This window comes from Streptomyces sp. SCSIO 30461 (assembly GCF_037023745.1).
GTDB lineage: Bacteria > Actinomycetota > Actinomycetes > Streptomycetales > Streptomycetaceae > Streptomyces.
On sequence record NZ_CP146101.1, the window covers coordinates 7,312,051 to 7,329,757 of the forward strand.

Consider the following 17,707-nt stretch of genomic DNA (forward strand, 5'->3'; position numbering starts at 1 on the left):
CCGGCTTCTCAGACACGGGGGCCAGGGCGCGGCTCAGGGCAAAACTGCCGGGTGACTTACTTCTCGATGATCGCGAGCACGTCGCGAGCCGAGAGGACGAGGTACTCCTCGCCGTTGTACTTCACCTCGGTGCCGCCGTACTTGCTGTAGAGCACGACATCGCCGGTCTTGACGTCGAGCGGCAGGCGCTCGCCGTTCTCGAAGCGGCCCGGGCCGACGGCCAGGACGACGCCCTCCTGGGGCTTCTCCTTGGCGGTGTCCGGGATGACCAGGCCAGAGGCCGTGGTCTGCTCGGCGTCCAGCGGCTGGACCACGATGCGGTCCTCAAGCGGCTTGATGGCAACCTTGGAGCTGGTGGTCGTCACGATCCGACCTCCCCCTTCGGAGATCTCACGGGGTTAACTGTCTGAGGTGGCGACCAGGTGGATCCGTCGTCGCGGGTGCCGGACCTGCCCGTCGCTGTGTTGGCACTCTCCTGCGGGGAGTGCCAGAGCCGAGACTATGGCCGCGATTAGCACTCGGTCAAGCGGAGTGCCAATCAGCGCCGTGTGGCGGTTCGCACCGTCTACCCTCGGGGGGCTCCCGAGGGCGTGTCCGGTCTGCACAACGGCCGGGCCGGCGGCCGCGTTCCATGCCACCCGAAGTCCCCGTTTCACGGCTCCCCGACTGAGTGCTGCCCCCGAATGCCCCTGATCCCCAGCGGACGGGCATCACGACGCCGGCTTCAGGGGGCAGCCCTCAGACGTAGTCCTCCAGCCGCGCCACCGCGTATCCCCGCTCGGTGATCAGGTTCATGACCCGCCGGATCAGTTCCGGCATCCGGGTCCGCCACTCCGCCTCGCCCCTGAAGTGGGTGAGGATGATGTCGCCGGGGCGGAGTTCCCGGTCCGCCTCCCGCCACTCCATACGGTCCGCGAACGCCTCCGCCGCCCAGAGCGGCACGGCTTCGATCCCGCATGATTCGGCGGCCCGCAGCGTGTTCCGGTCGTAGGCGCCGTAGGGCGGACGGAAGAGCCGGGGCCGCTCACCGAACTCCTCCTCCATCCGGTCCTGCTGGCCGCAGATCTCCCGGCGCTGGGCCTGGTAGGGCCGCCCGCGCAGATAGGCGTGAGTGAGGGTGTGGTTGTTCAGCACCACCCCGCGTTCCTGCATCCGGCCGAAGTAAGAGTAGTCGCCCCGGGCCAGGTAGTCGGTGAGGAAGGCGCTGTACGGGATCCCCAGATCACTCATCATCCGCAACAGCGCGGGGTCCTTCTCGGCTCCGTCGTCGATCGTGAGGAAGACGACCCGGTCGTCGGTCGGGACGGTGGTGAAGACCGGTGGGAGGCCGTCGTGGTCGCGGACCTCGAAGCCCTCGCGGGTGGTGAGCTCCGGCTTCTCGTCCGGCGGCGGGGGCGGGACGAGCGGCGGCTCGTCGAGTCCCCAGTACCTGGCCGCCGCCGCCTGGGCGCCGGACGCCGGCTTCCCCATGCGCCCGCCGGGCGCCCCGGGCGCCCCCGCGGCACCCGGTGCCCCGTACAAGGTGTGGGACCCGGGACCCGACGTGTTCCCACTCGTACAGCTCCCGCTGACGGCGCAGTTCCCACCGATCGCGGCGACGACCAGCGCGGTCAGCACCAGCGCCCCACGCCGCCAACCTTTCGTCATTTTTGCGTTTTGTCGTACTAGTCCCATATCCGGGCATCCTGTCAGCGCCGGGCGCCCATACGGCTCCGACACCGCCACCGGACGCCGCGCCATCCCCCGACTGGCCGACAATGGCCGTGTGAACGACGTCTCCTTCCCCCACCTCGGGCCGCTGCTGAGCACCGAAGGGCAGGCACTGCTGGCCGTCCTGCGCGACCACGACCCCGCCCAGGAGCTCGCCGTGGCCACCAGGCTCCGCCGCGAGCACCCGGCCGAGCTGGTCTCGGCGGCGCTCGCCCAGGCACGGCTGCGGCAGCGGGCGGTGGCCAAGTTCGGCGCCGACGACGCGTACCGGATGTACTTCACTCCGAACGGGGTCGAGCAGTCCACCCGTCGCACCGTGGCCGCCTACCGCGCCTCGCGGTTCCGGGACATCGGCCCCGTCCAGGTGACCGATCTCTGCTGCGGAATCGGCGGCGACGCGATCGCACTGGCCCGCGAAGGCTTCGTCGTCGAAGCGGTCGACATGGACCCGCTGACCGCCGAGGCCGCCCTGATCAACGTAGGCATGGTGGTGGAAGGGACCCCGCTGATCACAGTCAGCTGCACGGACGTCCTGGAGTACGACCTGACCGGCACGGAAGCGGTCTTCATCGACCCGGCCAGGCGCGGCGGCAAAGGCGGCAGTCGGGGCGGGCGCGGCGGTGGCGGGCGGATCTTCGACCCGGAGGGCTACTCCCCGCCGCTGTCCTGGGCGATCGACGCGGTGCGCCGGGTCGGCACCGGAGCCGTCAAGATCGCCCCCGGTGTCCCGCACGAGCTGATCCCCGCCGACTTCGAGGCGGAGTGGATCTCGGACGGCGGCGACGTGAAGGAAGCCGTGCTCTGGCACGACGAGGGCCGCCCCGAGGCCATCACTCCGGGGGCTCGCCGCGCCACCCTCCTCCCATCGGGTGCGACGCTGGTCGGCCGTGGACTGCCGGATCCCGAGGTCCGCCCGATGGGCCGCTATCTGTACGAGCCCGACGGCGCCGTGATCCGCGCGCACCTGGTCGCCGAGGTCGCCGACGAGCTGGGGGGCGGGCTGATCGACCCGACCATCGCCTACGTCACCGCCGACGAGCTGCGCCCGACCCCGTATGCGACGGCCTACGAGATCACCGACGAACTGCCGTTCAATCTCAAGAAGCTGAAGGCGCTGCTGCGCGAACGCGGCGTCGGCAACCTGACCGTGAAGAAGCGCGGCTCGGCGGTCGAGCCGGAGGAGGTGCGCCGCAAGGTCAAGCCGAGCGGGCCGAACGCGGCGACCGTGTTCCTGACGAGGGTGGCCGGGGCGCCGACGATGCTGATCGGCGGGCCGGTGGCGTAGCCCGGGTCACGACCGGGGGCCAGCAGCCCGCGTACCCCGATCGGCCGCGTGGTGAGACCCCCGAGCACCGCCGCCCGATCGGCGAGCAACTTCCGCAACGCGCTTCAGGTCCAGTCCGATGCGGGTCGGCAGATCGGCCCGCCGGCCCGGGCATCGCCCCCGTGCCTCAGAGGTAGTCCTCCAGGCGCGCGACCGTGAAGCCCTGCTCCTGGATGCGGCGCAGCAGATGCGCCGTCATCTCGGTCATGGTCGTCCCCTTGAGGTCGGACGGGCCGCGGAAGTGGGCCAGGATGATGTCGCCGGGGTGCAGCTTCTTGTCGCCGCGCTGGTACTGCATGTTCTTGATCTGCATCGACTCGCGCCACAGCACGATCGCCTCGGCTCCGCAGGCCATGGCGGCGGCGCGGGTGTCCTCGTTCCAGTTGCCGTAGGGCGGGCGCAGGAGGCGCGGTGCCGTTCCGTAGCGGGCCTTGAGCTTGTCCTGCTGGCCGCAGATCTCACGCTTCTGAGCCGCCGCGTCCAGGGTCCGCAGGTCGGGGTGGGTCAGGGTGTGATTGTGGACTCCGTTGCCCAGCTTCCGGAGCCGGTCGAAATAGCCGTAGTCGCTGCTGATGGCCGAGTCGGTGAGGAACATCGAGAAGGGGACCTTCAGCTCCTTCATCATCGTCAGGAACTCCGGGTCCTTCTCGGCCCCGTCATCGACGGTGATGAACACGACCTTGTCCTTCACCGGTATGTCGCTGATCACGGGTATCCCGCCACCCGCGCGCAGGATCAACGGCTTGGTCTTCGGCGGTGCGGGCGGCGCGGCCAGCGGCGGGATGCCCCACTTCCGGTACGCCGCGGCGCTGCCCACCGCGTCGGCGCCCTGGGAGGAGGTCCCCTCGGCAGGCTGCGACGCGGAGTCGGCGCCCGGTCGGCTCGCGCGTGACGACGGAGTGGCCTCCGATGTGGTCGAACACCCTGATATGAGTCCCGGTATCAGCACCGCCGCGAGAAGCACCCCCGCGGTCCACCGCCGTCCCACGCTGTTCCCGCCCACCCCAGCACCCCATGTTCGTACGCCGTTCGACCGATCTCTCCGCTCTGATGGATGACGAACAGGCGTGCGGGGTTGCTTGAGTGTGCGTCACATGGGGAAGTCGACGGACTCGAAGCGCCAGCGGTGCACCGGCCGACTGATCAGCTCCGGTGCGGGGTCGGGCAGTTCGGGCAGCGCCTCCGACTCGGGCCGCGCCGCCCACCAGGTCAGGACCAGAACACGGCCCCCAGGCGCGCGGAAGGTCTCACGACGCAGGGGCGGCACACCCGGCAGCTCGCTCGCGCGGGCCCAGTCGAGCAGCTCGGTGCCCCGGCCATCGGCCGCGCGCGCCTCCCACATCAAGGTGACGACCGTCATGAGTACAGATTGTCCTTGCTGAGCTCATGCAGATGGTCATGGCCGTGGTCATGGCCGTGGTCATGGCCGTGGTCATGGCCGTGGTCATGGCCGTGGTCATGGCCGTGAGCCTGAGCGGAATGCGCGCCCGGCACATGCGGATCGGTCACCGGCAGCGACGAGTCGGCCGACAGCTCCCAGTCCGACGGCGGCCTGTTGCGTGCCACCATCTCCGCGCCCAGCGCGGCCACCATCGCACCGTTGTCCGTGCACAGCTTGGGACGCGGCACCCGCAGCCGGATACCGGCCGCATCGCACCGCTCCCGGGCCAGGGCGCGCAGCCGCGAGTTCGCCGCCACACCGCCGCCGATCATCAGATGGTCGACGCCCTCGTCCTTGCAGGCCCGGACCGCCTTGCGGGTCAACACATCCACCACGGCCTCCTGGAAGGAGGCGGCCACATCCCGTACGGGCACCTCCTCGCCCGCGTTGCGCTTGGCCTCGATCCAGCGGGCCACAGCGGTCTTGAGCCCGGAGAAGGAGAAGTCGTACGCGGGGTCGCGCGGACCGCTCAAACCGCGCGGGAACGCGATCGCCCCCGGATCTCCCTCCCTCGCCAGCCGGTCGATGACGGGCCCGCCCGGGAAGCCCAGCTGGAGCACGCGTGCGATCTTGTCGAAGGCCTCACCCGCCGCGTCGTCGATGGTGGCGCCCATCGGCCGTACATCGCTGGTGATGTCGGGAGCGAGCAGCAGCGACGAGTGACCGCCCGAGACCAGCAGCGCCATGGTGGGCTCGGGCAGCGGCCCGTGCTCCAGCTGGTCCACGCAGATGTGCGAGGCTAGGTGGTTCACCCCGTAGAGCGGCTTGCCCAGGGCATACGCGTACGCCTTCGCCGCCGACACCCCCACCAGCAGCGCACCCGCGAGCCCGGGGCCGGCCGTCACGGCGATCCCGTCCAGGTCCCTCGCGGTGACCCCGGCCTCCTTCAGGGCGCGCTCGATCGTCGGGACCATCGCCTCCAGGTGCGCGCGCGAGGCGACCTCGGGTACGACTCCGCCGAAGCGTGCGTGCTCGTCGACGCTGGAGGCGATGGCGTCGGCGAGCAGGGTGGTGCCGCGGACGATGCCGACGCCCGTCTCGTCGCAGGACGTCTCGATGCCGAGCACGAGCGGTTCGTCAGCCATGGTTATCAGTTCCTTGTACGTGGCCGTGTACGGGTCGGTCCGAGGGAGCGCCCGAGAGGGTGTCGGGGGCGCCCGCGTCGCGGACGCTCAGGCGCATCACGAGGGCGTCGATGTTGCCGGGCTGGTAGTAGCCGCGGCGGAACCCGATCGGCTCGAAGCCGAAGCGCTCGTACAGCTTCTGCGCCCGGGTGTTGTCGACGCGCACTTCCAGGAGCACCTCTTCGCATTCGCTCGCGGTGGCCTGCTGGAGCAGGTCGGTGAGCAGCCGCGCGCCGAGTCCGGTGCCCCACTGCTCGCGGGCGACGGCGATGGTCTGTACGTCCCCGAGCCCACCGGCGGCGGCCAGGCCCGCGTAGCCGACGATCCGGCCGCTCCCGGGCGCTCCCGTCTCGGCGACGACGTAGTGGCGGGTGGCGCCGGGTCCGCGTGCGTGGGCGAGCTCCGACCAGAACATCCCCGGGGACCAGGCGTCCTCGGGGAAGAGGTCGTGTTCCAGCTTCAGCACCGGCTCGATGTCCCACCAGCGCATCTCACGCAGTACCGCCGGCGCCCCGGTGGGCCGCAGCGCGGCGGTCGTGTCGTGCCCGCCGCTCACGACGGCGTGACCACCTTGTAGTTCTTGGGCACCTGGGCGTCCGGACGGCGCAGATAGAGCGGCCTGGGCGGCAGCAGCTCCTCACCGGAGGTGAGCTTCTCCGCGGCGAGCGACGCCAGCGCGGCGGCCGACTGGTGCTCCGGGCCGCGGGCGTCGGGGAAGGACTCCGGGTAGAGCAGCGCGCCCGCGCCGACCACCGGCAGCCCGGCGAGACGGTCGGCGATCTCCGCGGGGCGGTCGACGGCCGGTTCGCCCACCCGGTTGCGGAAGCCGTCGTAGCGCGCCCAGTAGACCTCCTTGCGGCGCGCGTCGGTCGCCACCGCGAACGGCCCCTCGATCCCGGCGGCGTAGGCGAGGCCGTCCAGCGTGCACAGCCCGTGCACCGGAACGCCGAGTGCCGAGCCGAAGGTCGTGGCCGTCACCAGGCCGACCCGCAGCCCGGTGTACGGTCCTGGACCGATGCCGACCACGAGTTCCGTGACGGCGTCCAGCGCCAGCCCCGCGTCCGCGAGGACGCGGTCGACTGCGGGCAGCAGGAGTTCCCCATGTCGGCGGGCGTCGGTCGATGTGGCCTCGGCGACGACGGATGTGCCGTCGTGGAGGGCGGCGGTGACGGCTGGGGTGGCGGTATCAACGGCGAGCAAGAGCACGCGAACAGCCTACGGCCACGACAGCCGGGCACGGCGTCCTGTGACGGGCGGCCCCTGCTGCTACCGTCAGCCGCGTACGCAGCAGAGCAGACAAGGGGAGCAGGGTGGCCAGGAGCAGCTCGGGAATGGTGGCCGGGCTCACCGCGGCGGCGCTCGCCGTGGTCGGCTTCCTCGCCTACCAGGCGTCCGCGAACGTCCCCGACGACCTCGGTCGGCCCGCCACGGCAGGGCACTCCCCCGGCGCGGAGCCGCCCGGCAGCGCCGCGGACCAGCCGCGGCCCGATCCCCTCGCCGTGCCCGCGAAGTCCGGCAAGGGCGTGCGGGTGGTGTACGCGCTGGGCGAGCGGCGGGTCTGGCTGGTCGGCGCCGACGGCAAGGCGACGCATACGTTCCCCGTCGCGCCGAGCACGGTGAGCCCGCTGCCCGGGACGTATGAGGTGACCTCGCGCAGCGCCGACATCCGCGGCTCGGACGGGGTGCCGATCGAGCACGTCGTGCGGTTCGCGACCGTCGACGGGGTGAGCATCGGGTTCAGTGCCGCGGTGGACGGGTCGATGCCGTATCCGGACCCGTCCCGCAAGACCGGCGGCGTGCGGATGAAGCGCGCGGACGGCGACGCCATGTGGGACTTCGCGGTGATCGAGACCAAGGTCGTCGTCGTCCCGTAGCGCCCGCTGCTCCCGGTTCCCCAGGAGGCGGACCCAGGGCCTTGGTCATCAGGCGGGAGCGGCGGCGCAAACCACCCGATCGTGCTACGCCGCGTGGCGCTGCTCCTCGTGTTCCGCGGCGCTCGTGGGCCTCACGGCGCCTGACGACGGATCTGCGGAGCCGCCTCCGTGCTCGCGTGGCGGGGTCGAGACCGCGCTGGCAGCCGCGCACGACGCCAGCAGATCCCGCATCGACACGGCAGAGGGTGCGGACGGGGACCGGGGCCGCGAGCGGGGACCGGTCGCCTCGTGCTCGGGCGCGGACATGGATGCCTCCTGGTGCTCCGGGGGCAGGCACGGTTAGGTAGACCTAACCTGATCTCATCATCCATGTGACCACGCCCGCAGCCAGGGGCGCAACATTTTGCCGACGTCTTGTCGGAACGTACACAAACGGACCGCGCCACGAAGACGCGGCTCGACGGACGCGGCTCGACGGAGGCAGAGCAAGGGACGCAGGCCGTTCGGACTCTCAGGCGGCGAGCCCGGCAAGACCGGCGCCGGTCCAGCGGGGACCGATCCCCGTGAGGGTGACCGTGCGGCGCTCGTCGTCCGTGCTGCCGACGACCCGGTGGATCACCACATGCAGCCGGTCGTCGGAGAGCTCTTCGACCTTGCCGTCGCCCCACTCCACGACCACCACGGAATCCGGCAGCGAGACATCGAGGTCCAGGTCCTCCATCTCGTCCAGCCCCCCGCCCAACCGGTACGCGTCCACATGGACCAGGGCCGGGCCGCCGACCAGTGACGGGTGCACCCGGGCGATGACGAACGTCGGCGAGGTCACGGCGCCGCGCACCCCGAGGCCCTCGCCGAGTCCGCGGGTCAGGGTCGTCTTGCCCGCGCCGAGCTCACCACTGAGCATGACGAGGTCACCGGGCCGCAGCAGCCCGGCCAGTCGGCGGCCCAGCTCCTGCATCCGGTCCGGGGAGGTGAGGGTGAGACGGGCGGCGGCCGCGGTCGGTACGGCGGCCGCGGTCGCGGTCGCGGTCGCGGTCGTGTCAGCCTGGCTCTGCGGTGCTTCCATACGTGCCAACGTTAGCCGCTGCCGGAACCGCCCCGACCCGCACCAGCAGGTCGGCAAGCCGGTCGGTGACCACCACCGGATGCTCCAGCATCACCAGATGGCCGGCATCCGGGACGATCACCAGTTCGGAGTCGGGCAGCAGATCCGAGATCGCCTCACTGTGCGTGCTGGGCGTGACCAGATCCCGATCCCCGGCCAGGACCAGCACCGGGACCTCCTGGAAGACCTCCAGCGCCGCCGCCTTGTCATGCTCGGCGAAAGCCGGGTAGAACTCGGCGACCACATCGATCGGGGTGCCCTCGATCATGCGCTCGGCGAACCGGGCCACCGCCGGATCCACGTCCTTCGAGCTGAACGAGTAGCGCTTGATCAGCCCCGCGAACAGATCCGCCGTCGCCCGCCGCCCGCGCTCGACCAGATCCGCCTGGGAGCCCAGCGCCTTCAGCACTCCCGGCAGCACCCGCCGCACCACGTTCACACCCGCGACCGGCAAGCCGTAGTTCACCTCGCCGAGCCGTCCGGCCGACGTCCCCACGAACGCGACGCCGACCACCCGCTCCCGGATCAGCTCGGGGTACGACTCGGCCAGCGCCATCATCGTCATCCCGCCCATCGAGTGGCCCGCCAGCACCAACGGGCCCTCGGGAGCCGCCGCGTCGATGACCGCCTTCAGATCCCGGCCGAGTTGGTCGATCGAGACCGCGGTCCCGTCCGGCCCGGACTGGTCCATGCCGCGCCCCGAACGCCCATGGCTGCGCTGATCCCAGTGGACGGTGCGGATCAGCCCGCGCAGCGCGGCTCGCTGGAAGTGCCAGGAGTCCTGGCTGAGGCAGTAGCCGTGGCTGAACACGACGGTGACCGGCGCCGGCGACTTGCGGCCGAACAGCCTGCGCCTGCGCGGTCCGACACCTCCCGCGTCCGGATCGACCTCGTCGGTCTCGTAGTAGAGGGTCGTACCGTCGTCCGACGTGGCCCGGCCCGGTGTGCCGCGCAGCGACCCATAGGGGCCCGAGGCGTCCAGCGCGAGCCGTGCCTTGCGTCGCATCCCGCGGCCCACGGTCATCCGCTCTATGGCGACGCCCGCCGCCGCACCGGCGGCGATCACCCCTATGGCGGCGCCGGCGAAGCCCGCCCGGCGCCAGTTGCCCGTGGCCGCGTCGGTCACCGCCGCCGCCACGTCCCCCGCGCTGCTCTCGCTCACCGTGCCTGCTCCTATAGGTCGGTCGGTTGGGGTCGCTTGCCCGTTACCCGTCGAGCTCGTTGAGATGGACGCGCGTTACACGCGCCCCGATCCGGGTCACGATCTCGTACGCGATCGTGTCCGCCGCCTCCGCCCAGTCCTCCGCGGTGGGCTCGCCCCGGTCGCCGGGGCCGAACAGCACCGCGACGTCCCCCTCCTGGACCCGGGCCGCGCCGTCCGGACCGAGGTCCACCACGAACTGGTCCATGGCGACCCGGCCGGCCACTCGCCGCCAGGCACCGCCCACCAGGACCGGGCCGCGGCCCGACGCATGGCGCGGGATACCGTCCGCGTAACCGACGGGGACGAGGCCGAGCGCGGTCTCCGTGTCGGTGATGTAGTGGTGCCCGTAACTGACCCCGTGGCCTGCGGGGACGCCCTTGACCAGCGCCACGGACACCTTGAGCGTCATCACCGGCCGCAGACCGAAGTCGGCCGGTGTGCCGAGTTCCGGGCTGGGCGAGATGCCGTACATCGCGATCCCCGTACGCACCAGGTCGAGATGGGTCTCCGGCAGGGACAGCGTGGCCGGGGAGTTGGCGATGTGCCGCACCTCCGGCTCGATTCCCTCCTTCTCCGCGTAGGCCACCAGATCTCTGAAGACGGACAGTTGAGCGGCGATGGAGGGGTGGCCAGGCTCGTCCGCGCAGGCGAAGTGCGACCACAGCCCGGTGACCCTGACGCTGCCCGTCGCCTCGGCGGCGCGAGCTTCGGCGACGAGCGAGGCCCAGTCCGCCGGCTGGCAGCCGCTCCGGCCGAGCCCCGTGTCGGCCTTGAGCTGGATCCTGGCCGTACGGCCCGCCTCACGCGCGGCCCGCACCACCTCACCCAGCGCCCAGGGGTCGCTCACCCCCATGTCCACATCCGCCTCGACGGCTTCGCGCCAAGGCCCGCCCGGGGTCCAGAGCCAGCACAGCACCCTGGCGTCGATCCCGGCGGCCCTCAGGGCAAGCGCCTCCTCCGGGGTGGCGGTGCCGAGCCAGGTCGCGCCCGCGGCGAGCGCGGCCTTCGCGCAGGGCACCATCCCGTGCCCGTACCCGTCGGACTTCACCACGGCCATGACGGCGGCACGGGGCGCCCTCGCGCGCAGTGCGCGGACGTTGTCGCGCAGGGCGGCGAGGTCGATCTCGGCCCGGGCTCGGAAGGGTGCGTTCTGGTTCATCGCGGCCCAGTGTCTCAGAGGCCCCCGGCATAGTTCGTACGGCAACGACCGCGAGTGGTGCTGGTCACCCGCGCGTATCAGGATGTGGTCCCGCCGCCCGGCGAACTGTGGTCGTTTCACGCCTCGGGGTGCCATCGGCCCGCGCAGCGCGCGGGCCGCTTCCACGGCCAGGTCGTGTCGCGCCTCATCGCGCGAAGAGGTCCGCGGCGGTCACGGCGCGGCCGTGTCACGCCACGCCCGGGGGATCGCATCGGCCACGTCATGCGCCGACAGGGGGGCGCCGCGGGAAGCCATCCGGCCCGCGAGCCCGTGCAGATACGCGCCCACCGACGCGGCGTCGAACGGTTCGAGGCCCCCGGCGAGCAGAGAGCCCGTCAGCCCGGACAGCACATCCCCGCTGCCGGCGGTCGCCAGCCACGACGTGCCCGTCGCGTTCACCCGGACCGGGCGGCGCGGATCCGGGTCGGCGACAAGGGTGGTCGAGCCCTTGAGCAGCACCGTCGCGCCGTAGGTCTCCGCCAGCCGCCGAACGGAGGCGAGCCGGGCGCCCTCGACCTCCTCACGCGACACGCCGAGCAGCGCGGCGGCCTCGCCCGCGTGGGGGGTGAGCAGGGTGGCGGCGGTTCGGGCCCGGACCGCCGCCGGGTCGAGCGCCCGCAGCCCGTCGGCGTCCACCAGCACCGGCACATCCGTGTCCAGTACCTCCGCGACCCCGGGTCCGTCGCCCAGGCCGGGGCCCACGACCCAGGCCTGCACCCGTCCCGCCTTCGCGGGGGGCCAGCCGTGCACCAGGGTCTCCGGGAAACGGGCGATGACGGCGTCCGCCGCCGGGCCCACGTACCGCACCGCACCGGCACCGGCGCGCAGTGCGCCGGCAACCGCGAGCACGGCCGCGCCGGGATAGCGGACGGACCCGGCGACCACGCCGATGACGCCACGGCGGTACTTGTCGCTCTCGGCGGTGGGGCGCGGCAGCAGCCGGGCCACGTCCGCGTGTTGCAGCGCCTCTGCATCGGGCACCGATGGCAGGTACGGCTCCAGGCCGATGCCGATGAGCCGGACGGCACCCGCGTACTCGTGGGCCGGATCGATCAGCAGCCCGGGCTTGTACGTACCGAACGTGACCGTCGCGTCGGCCCGCAGCGACTCCCCCCTGACCTCCCCCGTGTCCGCCTCGACACCGCTGGGCAGGTCGACGGCGACAACGGGCGCGCCGCAGCCGCGAGCGGCCCGGGCGAGCGGGACCGCGTCGGGGCGCAGGCCGCCGCGACCACCGATGCCGGTGACGCCGTCGAGCACCAGGTCGGCGGAGGCGAGCACCTGGTACGGGTCGTCCGCGACCCGGCCACCGGCCTTCAGCAGCGCGTCGAGCCCACCCTTGTGCGCCTTGTCGGGCGCGAGGAGCACGGCATCCACGCGGGCCCCCCTGCGGCAGAGCCTGGCCCCCGCGTGGAGGGCGTCGCCCCCGTTGTCCCCGCTGCCCACCAGCAGGACGACACGGGCCCCGTACACCCGCTGGAGCAGCCCGGCGACCGCGGCGGCGAGGCCCGCGGCGGCGCGCTGCATGAGCGCGCCCTCGGGGAGGCGGGACATGAGGGCGGCTTCGGCTTGGCGGACGGTGTCCACGCGGTACGCATGACGCATGCTCAGAGTCTCCCCCGTGTACGGGTTTTTGGCGGCCGGCCCATGCCGGGCCGGTCACGCCACCACACCTACGCCTCCGCCACCACCATCGCGGAGGCGACACCCGCGTCGTGGCTCAGCGATACGTGCCACCTCCGCACCCCCCGCTTCGCCGCGGCGGCCGCCACGGTGCCGCTGACCCTGAGCCGCGGCTGTCCCGACTCCTCGACGTAGACCTCGCAGTCGGTCCACAGCAGTCCGGCAGGCGCGCCCAGCGCCTTCGCGACAGCCTCCTTCGCGGCGAAGCGAGCCGCGAGGGAGGCCGTACCGCGGCGCTCACCGCTGGGCAGCAGCAGCTCGCTGTCGAGGAAGAGACGGTCCGCGAGTGCCGGTGTGCGGCGCAGCGCCTCACCGAAACGGTCGATCTCGGCGACGTCGATCCCCACCCCGATGATCATTCGACGGTGACCGACTTCGCCAGGTTGCGCGGCTGGTCCACCTCGTTGCCCCGGGCCGTGGCCAGCTCACAGGCGAACACCTGCAGCGGCACGGTCGCCACCAGCGGCTGGAGCAGCGCGGGCGTCGCGGGGATGCGGATCAGATGGTCCGCATACGGCACGACCGCCTCGTCGCCCTCCTCGGCGATCACGATGGTGCGGGCACCCCGGGCCCGGATCTCCTGGATGTTCGACACGATCTTGTCGTGCAGCACCGAGCGGCTGCGCGCGGACGGGACGACGACCACGACCGGCAGGTCCTGCTCGACGAGCGCGATCGGGCCGTGCTTGAGCTCGCCCGCCGCGAAGCCCTCCGCGTGCATATAGGCGAGCTCCTTGAGCTTGAGCGCGCCTTCCAGGGCGACCGGATAGCCCACATGCCGCCCGAGGAACAGCACCGTGTTCTTGTCGGCGAGTGAGCGGGCCAGCTCGCGGACCGGCTCCATGGTCTCCAGGACCTGCTCCACCTCGCGGGAGATCTCGGAGAGGTCGCGGATCACCGCGCGGATCTCGTCGCCCCACTTGGTGCCGCGTACCTGCCCGAGGTAGAGCGCCACCAGGTAGCAGGCCACCAGTTGGGTGAGGAACGCCTTGGTGGAGGCGACGGCGACCTCGGGGCCCGCGTGGGTGTAGAGCACCGCGTCCGATTCGCGGGGGATGGTGGATCCGTTGGTGTTGCAGATGGCCAGCACCTTCGCGCCCTGCTCGCGCGCGTGCCGCAGGGCCATCAGGGTGTCCATGGTCTCGCCGGACTGCGAGATCGCGATCACCAGGGTGCGGTGGTCCAGGATCGGGTCCCGGTAGCGGAACTCACTGGCCAGCTCCACCTCGCAAGGGATACGGGTCCAGTGCTCGATGGCGTACTTGGCGATCAGCCCGGCGTGGAACGCCGTACCGCACGCCACGATCACGACCTTTTGGGCCTCCCTGAGCACGGAGGCGGGGATCCGCACCTCGTCCAGGGTGAGCGAGCCGCCCGCGTCGATCCGTCCGAGCAAGGTGTCGGCGACCGCCTTCGGCTGCTCGGCGATCTCCTTGAGCATGAAGTAGTCGTAGCCGCCCTTCTCGGCCGCGGACGCGTCCCAGTCCACGTGGTACGAGCGGACTTCGGCCGGGGAGCCCTCGAAGTCGGTGACCGCCACGCTGTCGCGGCGCAGCTCGACGACCTGGTCCTGACCCAGCTCGATCGCCGAACGGGTGTACGCGATGAACGCGGCCACGTCGGACGCCAGGAACGCCTCGCCCTCCCCGACCCCGACCACCAGCGGCGAGTTGCGGCGGGCGCCCACCACCACCTCCGGGTCGTCCGCGTGCACGGCGACCAGAGTGAAGGCGCCTTCGAGCCGCTTGCACACCAGCCGCATGGCCTCGGCCAGCTCACCGCAGGACGAGAACTCCTCGGCGAGCAGATGCGCCACCACCTCGGTGTCGGTCTCGGACTCCAGTTCGTGGCCTCGGTCGGCCAGCTCGGTGCGCAGCGCCGCGAAGTTCTCGATGATGCCGTTGTGGACGACGGCGACCCGGCCCGCGTTGTCGATGTGCGGGTGGGCGTTGGCGTCCGTGGGGCCGCCGTGGGTGGCCCACCGGGTGTGCCCGATGCCGGTCGTCCCGCTGGGCAGCGGCCGGCCGGTCAGCTCCTTCTCCAGGTTGAGCAGCTTGCCCGCCTTCTTGGCTGCCGCGAGACCGCCGTCGGCGAGCACGGCGACGCCGGCCGAGTCATAGCCCCGGTACTCCAGCCGCTTGAGTCCGGCGATGACGACATCGAGCGCGGACTGCGCTCCCACGTAACCCACGATTCCGCACATGCCCCGCAGCCTACGGCGTGAGCGATACCACGCCGCGTTCGGACGCCGCTGCACCGACAATGAGCATGTGATCACCTCGCCGCCACGAAGCCGCAAGACCGACCGGGCCGAGTCGTCCCCGTATGTCGACCTCACCCGCGCGGAATGGAGCGCGCTGCGCGAGAGGACGCCGCTGCCCTTGACCGCGGCCGAAGTCGAGCAACTGCGCGGGCTCGGGGATGTCATCGACCTCGACGAGGTCAGGGACATCTACCTGCCGCTGTCCCGGCTGCTCAATCTGTATGTGGGCGCCACCGCGAACCTCCGCGGGGCGCTGAACACCTTCCTCGGCGAAGCCGGGAACGGCCACGGCACCCAGCGCGGCACCCCCTTCGTCATAGGCGTGGCAGGCTCGGTCGCCGTCGGCAAGTCCACGGTCGCCCGACTGCTCCAGGCCCTGCTGGCCCGCTGGCCCGAGCACCCGCGGGTGGAACTGGTCACCACCGACGGGTTCCTATACCCGATGAAGGAGCTGGAGAGCCGCGGGCTGATGTCCCGCAAGGGCTTCCCCGAGTCCTACGACCGACGGGCCCTGACCCGATTCGTCGCCGACATCAAGGCGGGCAGGGAAGAGGTCAGCGCACCCGTCTACTCCCACCTGATCTACGACATCGTGCCGGGCCGGCGCCTCACCGTGCGCCGTCCTGACATCCTGATCGTGGAAGGCCTCAACGTGCTCCAGCCGGCCCTGCCCGGCCAGGACGGCCGCACCAGGGTCGGCCTCGCCGACTACTTCGACTTCTCGGTTTACGTGGACGCCCGCCCCGAGGACATCGAGCGCTGGTACCTCAACCGCTTCCGGAAGCTGCGCGAGACGGCGTTCCAGAACCCGTTCTCGTACTTCAGGAAGTACACCCAGGTCTCGGAGGACGAGGCGCTGGAGTACGCCCGCACCATGTGGCGCACGATCAACAAGGTCAATCTGCTGGAGAACGTGGCACCCACCCGGGGCCGTGCCACGCTCGTCGTACGCAAGGGTCCTGACCACAAGGTCCAGCGGCTTTCCCTGCGCAAACTCTGAGGAGGAGCCCCCGCGTGCTGCATCCGCGCATGATCGTCCCGCCCGAGCGGACCGACGACGCGGTCCGCACCTGGAGAAGACGGTCGGCACGACCCACCTCGCCGTGGTCCCGGGCGCCGCACGCACTCCGAGCGGCTGATCCGGTGCTCTGCGATGCCGGCGACAACGTGCCGGCGATGCCCGCGAGCACGGCGAAGACGAACGAGAACGCGTCGGGGCGGTGGATGAAGGCCGTGTTCGGGCGCCCCGCTCACTGATCCGCCGGGCATCACGGAAAGCCCTCAGCTCACCGACAAGGTCTCGCCCAGCCAGTCGAAGACGACCTCGCAGTGCGTCTGCGGGGCCATCGGCGAGCAGTGCAGTTGGGCGCCCTCGGCCCTGGTCAGCTTCAGATAGTCCTTGGGGGCCGTGAGCTTCTCGTACATCTCACGCGGCTGGCCTGGATAGAACTGCTCGTCGTCGTAGTCCAGCACCAGCGTCGGCGCCTTGATACGGCCGACGATGCCCGTGATCGTCAGCGCCTCGATGCGCGTGGCGGGGGTGTAGAAGTCGGTGAACATCTTGCCCTGGCGGGCCGCCAGCATCGCCGGGATCGAGAACGGCTCGATGCGCTTCTTCATCACCGCCGCCGCGTCCGGGGGCAGTTCGGGGACGACCTCCTTGTTCCAGATGTTGTTGGTCTCCTCCTTGCTGGGGGTGAGGATCTCGCGGATCTGCGGGGGAAATCCCAGCCACGGCTCCAGGCAGCCGGGCATCGCGACCAGCGCGGCGATCCGCTCCTCGAAGGCCGCGGCACGGGGCGCGAGGTCGCCGCCCATGCTGAGGCCGGTGAGGGCGATCTTGCCGGGGTCCACATCCGGACGGGCGACCAACCAGTCCACGAGCGGGGTCACGACCTTCTCCCAGGTGGGGCTGAAGACCACCTGGTCCACGAAGAGCATCTGGCCCTGGCCCGGGCCGTCGTACACCAGCGCGTTCCAGCCCCGGTCCATGGCGGCGGAGACGCCGTACGTCCACATGTCGACGTTCTGCCCATCGCTGCCGTTGGTGAGGATCACGGTCGGGCGGCGCTCGTCGGCGGTGTCCGGCCGGAAGAACCACACCGGCAGCGGGGTCTTCTGGTATGGGATGTCCGCCGTGACCGGGGGCGGCCGGCATCCGTCGCAGAACGCGTCCCAGGCGGCGCGTCCGGCCTTGTAGAGCTGCTCCTCGCTGCCGGGATCGTCGGAGCCGAGGACGAAGAACAGCGCCTGGCCGTAGTACTGCGCGGCCCGCAACGCCCGGAAGCGGGTGGTCTGGGCGTCGGCCTTGCTGCCCGGCGGCGCCTTCCTGAGCCGGTCACCGAGCTTCTTGAAGGTCTCGACGTACGTCTGAGCGGAGAGGCCCGCCTCGTTGATCGCGTTGACGGCGGTGAGCACCTCGCCCACCTCACCGGCCCCGAACCCGGCTCCGCCCAGCGCCAGCAGTCCGTTGAAGTTGTACCCCGGGTCCTTGAACAGCGTCATCGCCCCCGGCGTCGCGTCGACACCCGTCGGCGGAGAGGACGGCCCGGAACGGCTCGGCGTCGGCGCCCGAGCGGGCGGGGCACCGCCCGACGAGGTGCACCCCGAGGCGGCCATCAGGGCGCCGGCGCCACCGAGGAGCGCGGCGCGGCGGCTGGGACCCGATGCGGAGTCGTACGTCATACCGGCCGAAGGTACGACCGGCGCGGTCGCTCTCCGCTCCGCGACACCCGCGCTTCCCCCGAACGGGGTCAGAGTTCCACGGGGCGCGGGCACCCC

19 protein-coding genes are annotated in these 17,707 nt (G+C 71.6%); 4 read left to right on the top strand and 15 right to left on the bottom strand.

What is annotated here, in order from left to right:
- Positions 1 to 56 precede the first annotated feature (56 nt).
- Together groES and V1460_RS32755 are read right to left on the bottom strand one after the other, a co-directional pair.
- Entirely contained in the window at positions 57 to 365 is a 309-nt protein-coding gene (groES, locus tag V1460_RS32750; RefSeq protein ID WP_190121666.1) for a co-chaperone GroES, read from the bottom strand.
- A 373-nt stretch (positions 366 to 738) separates the two neighbouring features.
- Positions 739 to 1,647, bottom strand: a complete 909-nt coding sequence (locus V1460_RS32755) for a polysaccharide deacetylase family protein (protein WP_338677215.1) — start codon at positions 1,645 to 1,647, stop codon at positions 739 to 741.
- A gap of 118 nt (positions 1,648 to 1,765) precedes the next feature.
- Here V1460_RS32755 and V1460_RS32760 point away from each other — a divergent pair, with 118 nt between their 5' ends.
- Positions 1,766 to 2,995, top strand: a complete 1,230-nt coding sequence (locus V1460_RS32760) for a THUMP-like domain-containing protein (protein ID WP_338677216.1) — start codon at positions 1,766 to 1,768, stop codon at positions 2,993 to 2,995.
- Positions 2,996 to 3,161: 166 nt separating this feature from the next.
- On the opposite strand, the gene V1460_RS32765 is transcribed toward V1460_RS32760, so the two are convergent.
- The 5 genes from V1460_RS32765 to tsaB form a co-directional block, all read right to left on the bottom strand.
- On the bottom strand, positions 3,162 to 4,037 hold the full coding sequence (locus V1460_RS32765) for a polysaccharide deacetylase family protein (protein WP_338677218.1): 876 nt from the start codon (positions 4,035 to 4,037) through the stop codon (positions 3,162 to 3,164).
- 87 nt (positions 4,038 to 4,124) lie between these two features.
- Positions 4,125 to 4,394, bottom strand: a complete 270-nt coding sequence (locus V1460_RS32770) for a hypothetical protein (protein ID WP_338677219.1) — start codon at positions 4,392 to 4,394, stop codon at positions 4,125 to 4,127.
- Complete coding sequence (tsaD, locus tag V1460_RS32775) at positions 4,391 to 5,560, bottom strand: tRNA (adenosine(37)-N6)-threonylcarbamoyltransferase complex transferase subunit TsaD (protein WP_338677220.1); 1,170 nt, start codon at positions 5,558 to 5,560, stop codon at positions 4,391 to 4,393. Before tsaD ends, V1460_RS32770 begins: the two co-directional genes overlap by 4 nt.
- Positions 5,553 to 6,089, bottom strand: a complete 537-nt coding sequence (rimI, locus tag V1460_RS32780; protein ID WP_338678307.1) for a ribosomal protein S18-alanine N-acetyltransferase — start codon at positions 6,087 to 6,089, stop codon at positions 5,553 to 5,555. The genes tsaD and rimI overlap by 8 nt, the downstream gene beginning before the upstream one ends.
- 62 nt (positions 6,090 to 6,151) lie before the next feature.
- Positions 6,152 to 6,805, bottom strand: a complete 654-nt coding sequence (gene tsaB / locus V1460_RS32785; protein WP_338677221.1) for a tRNA (adenosine(37)-N6)-threonylcarbamoyltransferase complex dimerization subunit type 1 TsaB — start codon at positions 6,803 to 6,805, stop codon at positions 6,152 to 6,154.
- A 104-nt stretch (positions 6,806 to 6,909) separates the two neighbouring features.
- Between tsaB and V1460_RS32790 the strand changes: the two genes are divergently transcribed.
- Positions 6,910 to 7,473, top strand: a complete 564-nt coding sequence (locus tag V1460_RS32790) for a L,D-transpeptidase (protein ID WP_338677222.1) — start codon at positions 6,910 to 6,912, stop codon at positions 7,471 to 7,473.
- Positions 7,474 to 7,557: 84 nt separating this feature from the next.
- Here the strand turns inward: V1460_RS32790 and V1460_RS32795 are convergent, their stop codons facing one another.
- The 7 genes from V1460_RS32795 to glmS all read right to left on the bottom strand — a co-directional run bounded on the left by V1460_RS32795 (position 7,558) and on the right by glmS (position 14,866).
- Positions 7,558 to 7,779 (bottom strand): hypothetical protein, encoded by a 222-nt coding sequence (locus V1460_RS32795; protein WP_338677223.1) that lies wholly within the window; start codon positions 7,777 to 7,779, stop codon positions 7,558 to 7,560.
- Between the two features lie 205 nt (positions 7,780 to 7,984).
- Positions 7,985 to 8,539, bottom strand: coding sequence for a tRNA (adenosine(37)-N6)-threonylcarbamoyltransferase complex ATPase subunit type 1 TsaE (gene tsaE, locus V1460_RS32800; RefSeq protein ID WP_338677224.1), 555 nt, complete (start codon positions 8,537 to 8,539; stop codon positions 7,985 to 7,987).
- Positions 8,514 to 9,740 carry an alpha/beta hydrolase gene (locus tag V1460_RS32805; RefSeq protein ID WP_338677225.1) on the bottom strand — a complete coding sequence of 409 codons (1,227 nt, stop codon included), beginning with the start codon at positions 9,738 to 9,740 and terminating at the stop codon, positions 8,514 to 8,516. Before V1460_RS32805 ends, tsaE begins: the two co-directional genes overlap by 26 nt.
- A 43-nt stretch (positions 9,741 to 9,783) precedes the next feature.
- A complete protein-coding gene (alr, locus tag V1460_RS32810; protein ID WP_338677226.1) occupies positions 9,784 to 10,941 on the bottom strand; it encodes an alanine racemase in 1,158 nt (385 codons plus the stop codon).
- A gap of 210 nt (positions 10,942 to 11,151) precedes the next feature.
- Complete coding sequence (locus V1460_RS32815; protein WP_338677227.1) at positions 11,152 to 12,585, bottom strand: NAD(P)H-hydrate dehydratase; 1,434 nt, start codon at positions 12,583 to 12,585, stop codon at positions 11,152 to 11,154.
- A 68-nt stretch (positions 12,586 to 12,653) separates the two neighbouring features.
- Positions 12,654 to 13,022, bottom strand: a complete 369-nt coding sequence (locus V1460_RS32820) for a holo-ACP synthase (RefSeq protein ID WP_338677229.1) — start codon at positions 13,020 to 13,022, stop codon at positions 12,654 to 12,656.
- Positions 13,019 to 14,866 (bottom strand): glutamine--fructose-6-phosphate transaminase (isomerizing), encoded by a 1,848-nt coding sequence (glmS, locus tag V1460_RS32825; protein WP_338677230.1) that lies wholly within the window; start codon positions 14,864 to 14,866, stop codon positions 13,019 to 13,021. The genes V1460_RS32820 and glmS overlap by 4 nt, the downstream gene beginning before the upstream one ends.
- 67 nt (positions 14,867 to 14,933) lie before the next feature.
- Here glmS and coaA point away from each other — a divergent pair, with 67 nt between their 5' ends.
- Both coaA and V1460_RS32835 read left to right on the top strand, forming a co-directional pair.
- A complete protein-coding gene (coaA, locus tag V1460_RS32830; RefSeq protein WP_338678308.1) occupies positions 14,934 to 15,926 on the top strand; it encodes a type I pantothenate kinase in 993 nt (330 codons plus the stop codon).
- A 14-nt stretch (positions 15,927 to 15,940) separates the two neighbouring features.
- Positions 15,941 to 16,183: a hypothetical protein gene (locus tag V1460_RS32835; protein ID WP_338677231.1), complete on the top strand. Its 243-nt coding sequence runs from the start codon at positions 15,941 to 15,943 to the stop codon at positions 16,181 to 16,183.
- A gap of 24 nt (positions 16,184 to 16,207) precedes the next feature.
- On the opposite strand, the gene V1460_RS32840 is transcribed toward V1460_RS32835, so the two are convergent.
- On the bottom strand, positions 16,208 to 17,611 hold the full coding sequence (locus V1460_RS32840; protein ID WP_338677232.1) for an alpha/beta fold hydrolase: 1,404 nt from the start codon (positions 17,609 to 17,611) through the stop codon (positions 16,208 to 16,210).
- Positions 17,612 to 17,707 lie beyond the last annotated feature (96 nt).

Coding starts and splice junctions, on each gene's coding strand:
- V1460_RS32755 (WP_338677215.1), bottom strand. CDS start 1,647: ATGACGAAAGGTTGGCGGCGTGGGGCGCTGGTGCTGACCGCGCTGGTC.
- V1460_RS32770 (WP_338677219.1), bottom strand. CDS start 4,394: ATGACGGTCGTCACCTTGATGTGGGAGGCGCGCGCGGCCGATGGCCGG.
- tsaD (WP_338677220.1), bottom strand. CDS start 5,560: ATGGCTGACGAACCGCTCGTGCTCGGCATCGAGACGTCCTGCGACGAG.
- rimI (WP_338678307.1), bottom strand. CDS start 6,089: ATGCGCTGGTGGGACATCGAGCCGGTGCTGAAGCTGGAACACGACCTC.
- V1460_RS32795 (WP_338677223.1), bottom strand. CDS start 7,779: ATGTCCGCGCCCGAGCACGAGGCGACCGGTCCCCGCTCGCGGCCCCGG.
- tsaE (WP_338677224.1), bottom strand. CDS start 8,539: ATGGAAGCACCGCAGAGCCAGGCTGACACGACCGCGACCGCGACCGCG.
- alr (WP_338677226.1), bottom strand. CDS start 10,941: ATGAACCAGAACGCACCCTTCCGAGCCCGGGCCGAGATCGACCTCGCC.
- V1460_RS32815 (WP_338677227.1), bottom strand. CDS start 12,585: ATGCGTCATGCGTACCGCGTGGACACCGTCCGCCAAGCCGAAGCCGCC.
- V1460_RS32820 (WP_338677229.1), bottom strand. CDS start 13,022: ATGATCATCGGGGTGGGGATCGACGTCGCCGAGATCGACCGTTTCGGT.
- glmS (WP_338677230.1), bottom strand. CDS start 14,866: ATGTGCGGAATCGTGGGTTACGTGGGAGCGCAGTCCGCGCTCGATGTC.
- V1460_RS32840 (WP_338677232.1), bottom strand. CDS start 17,611: ATGACGTACGACTCCGCATCGGGTCCCAGCCGCCGCGCCGCGCTCCTC.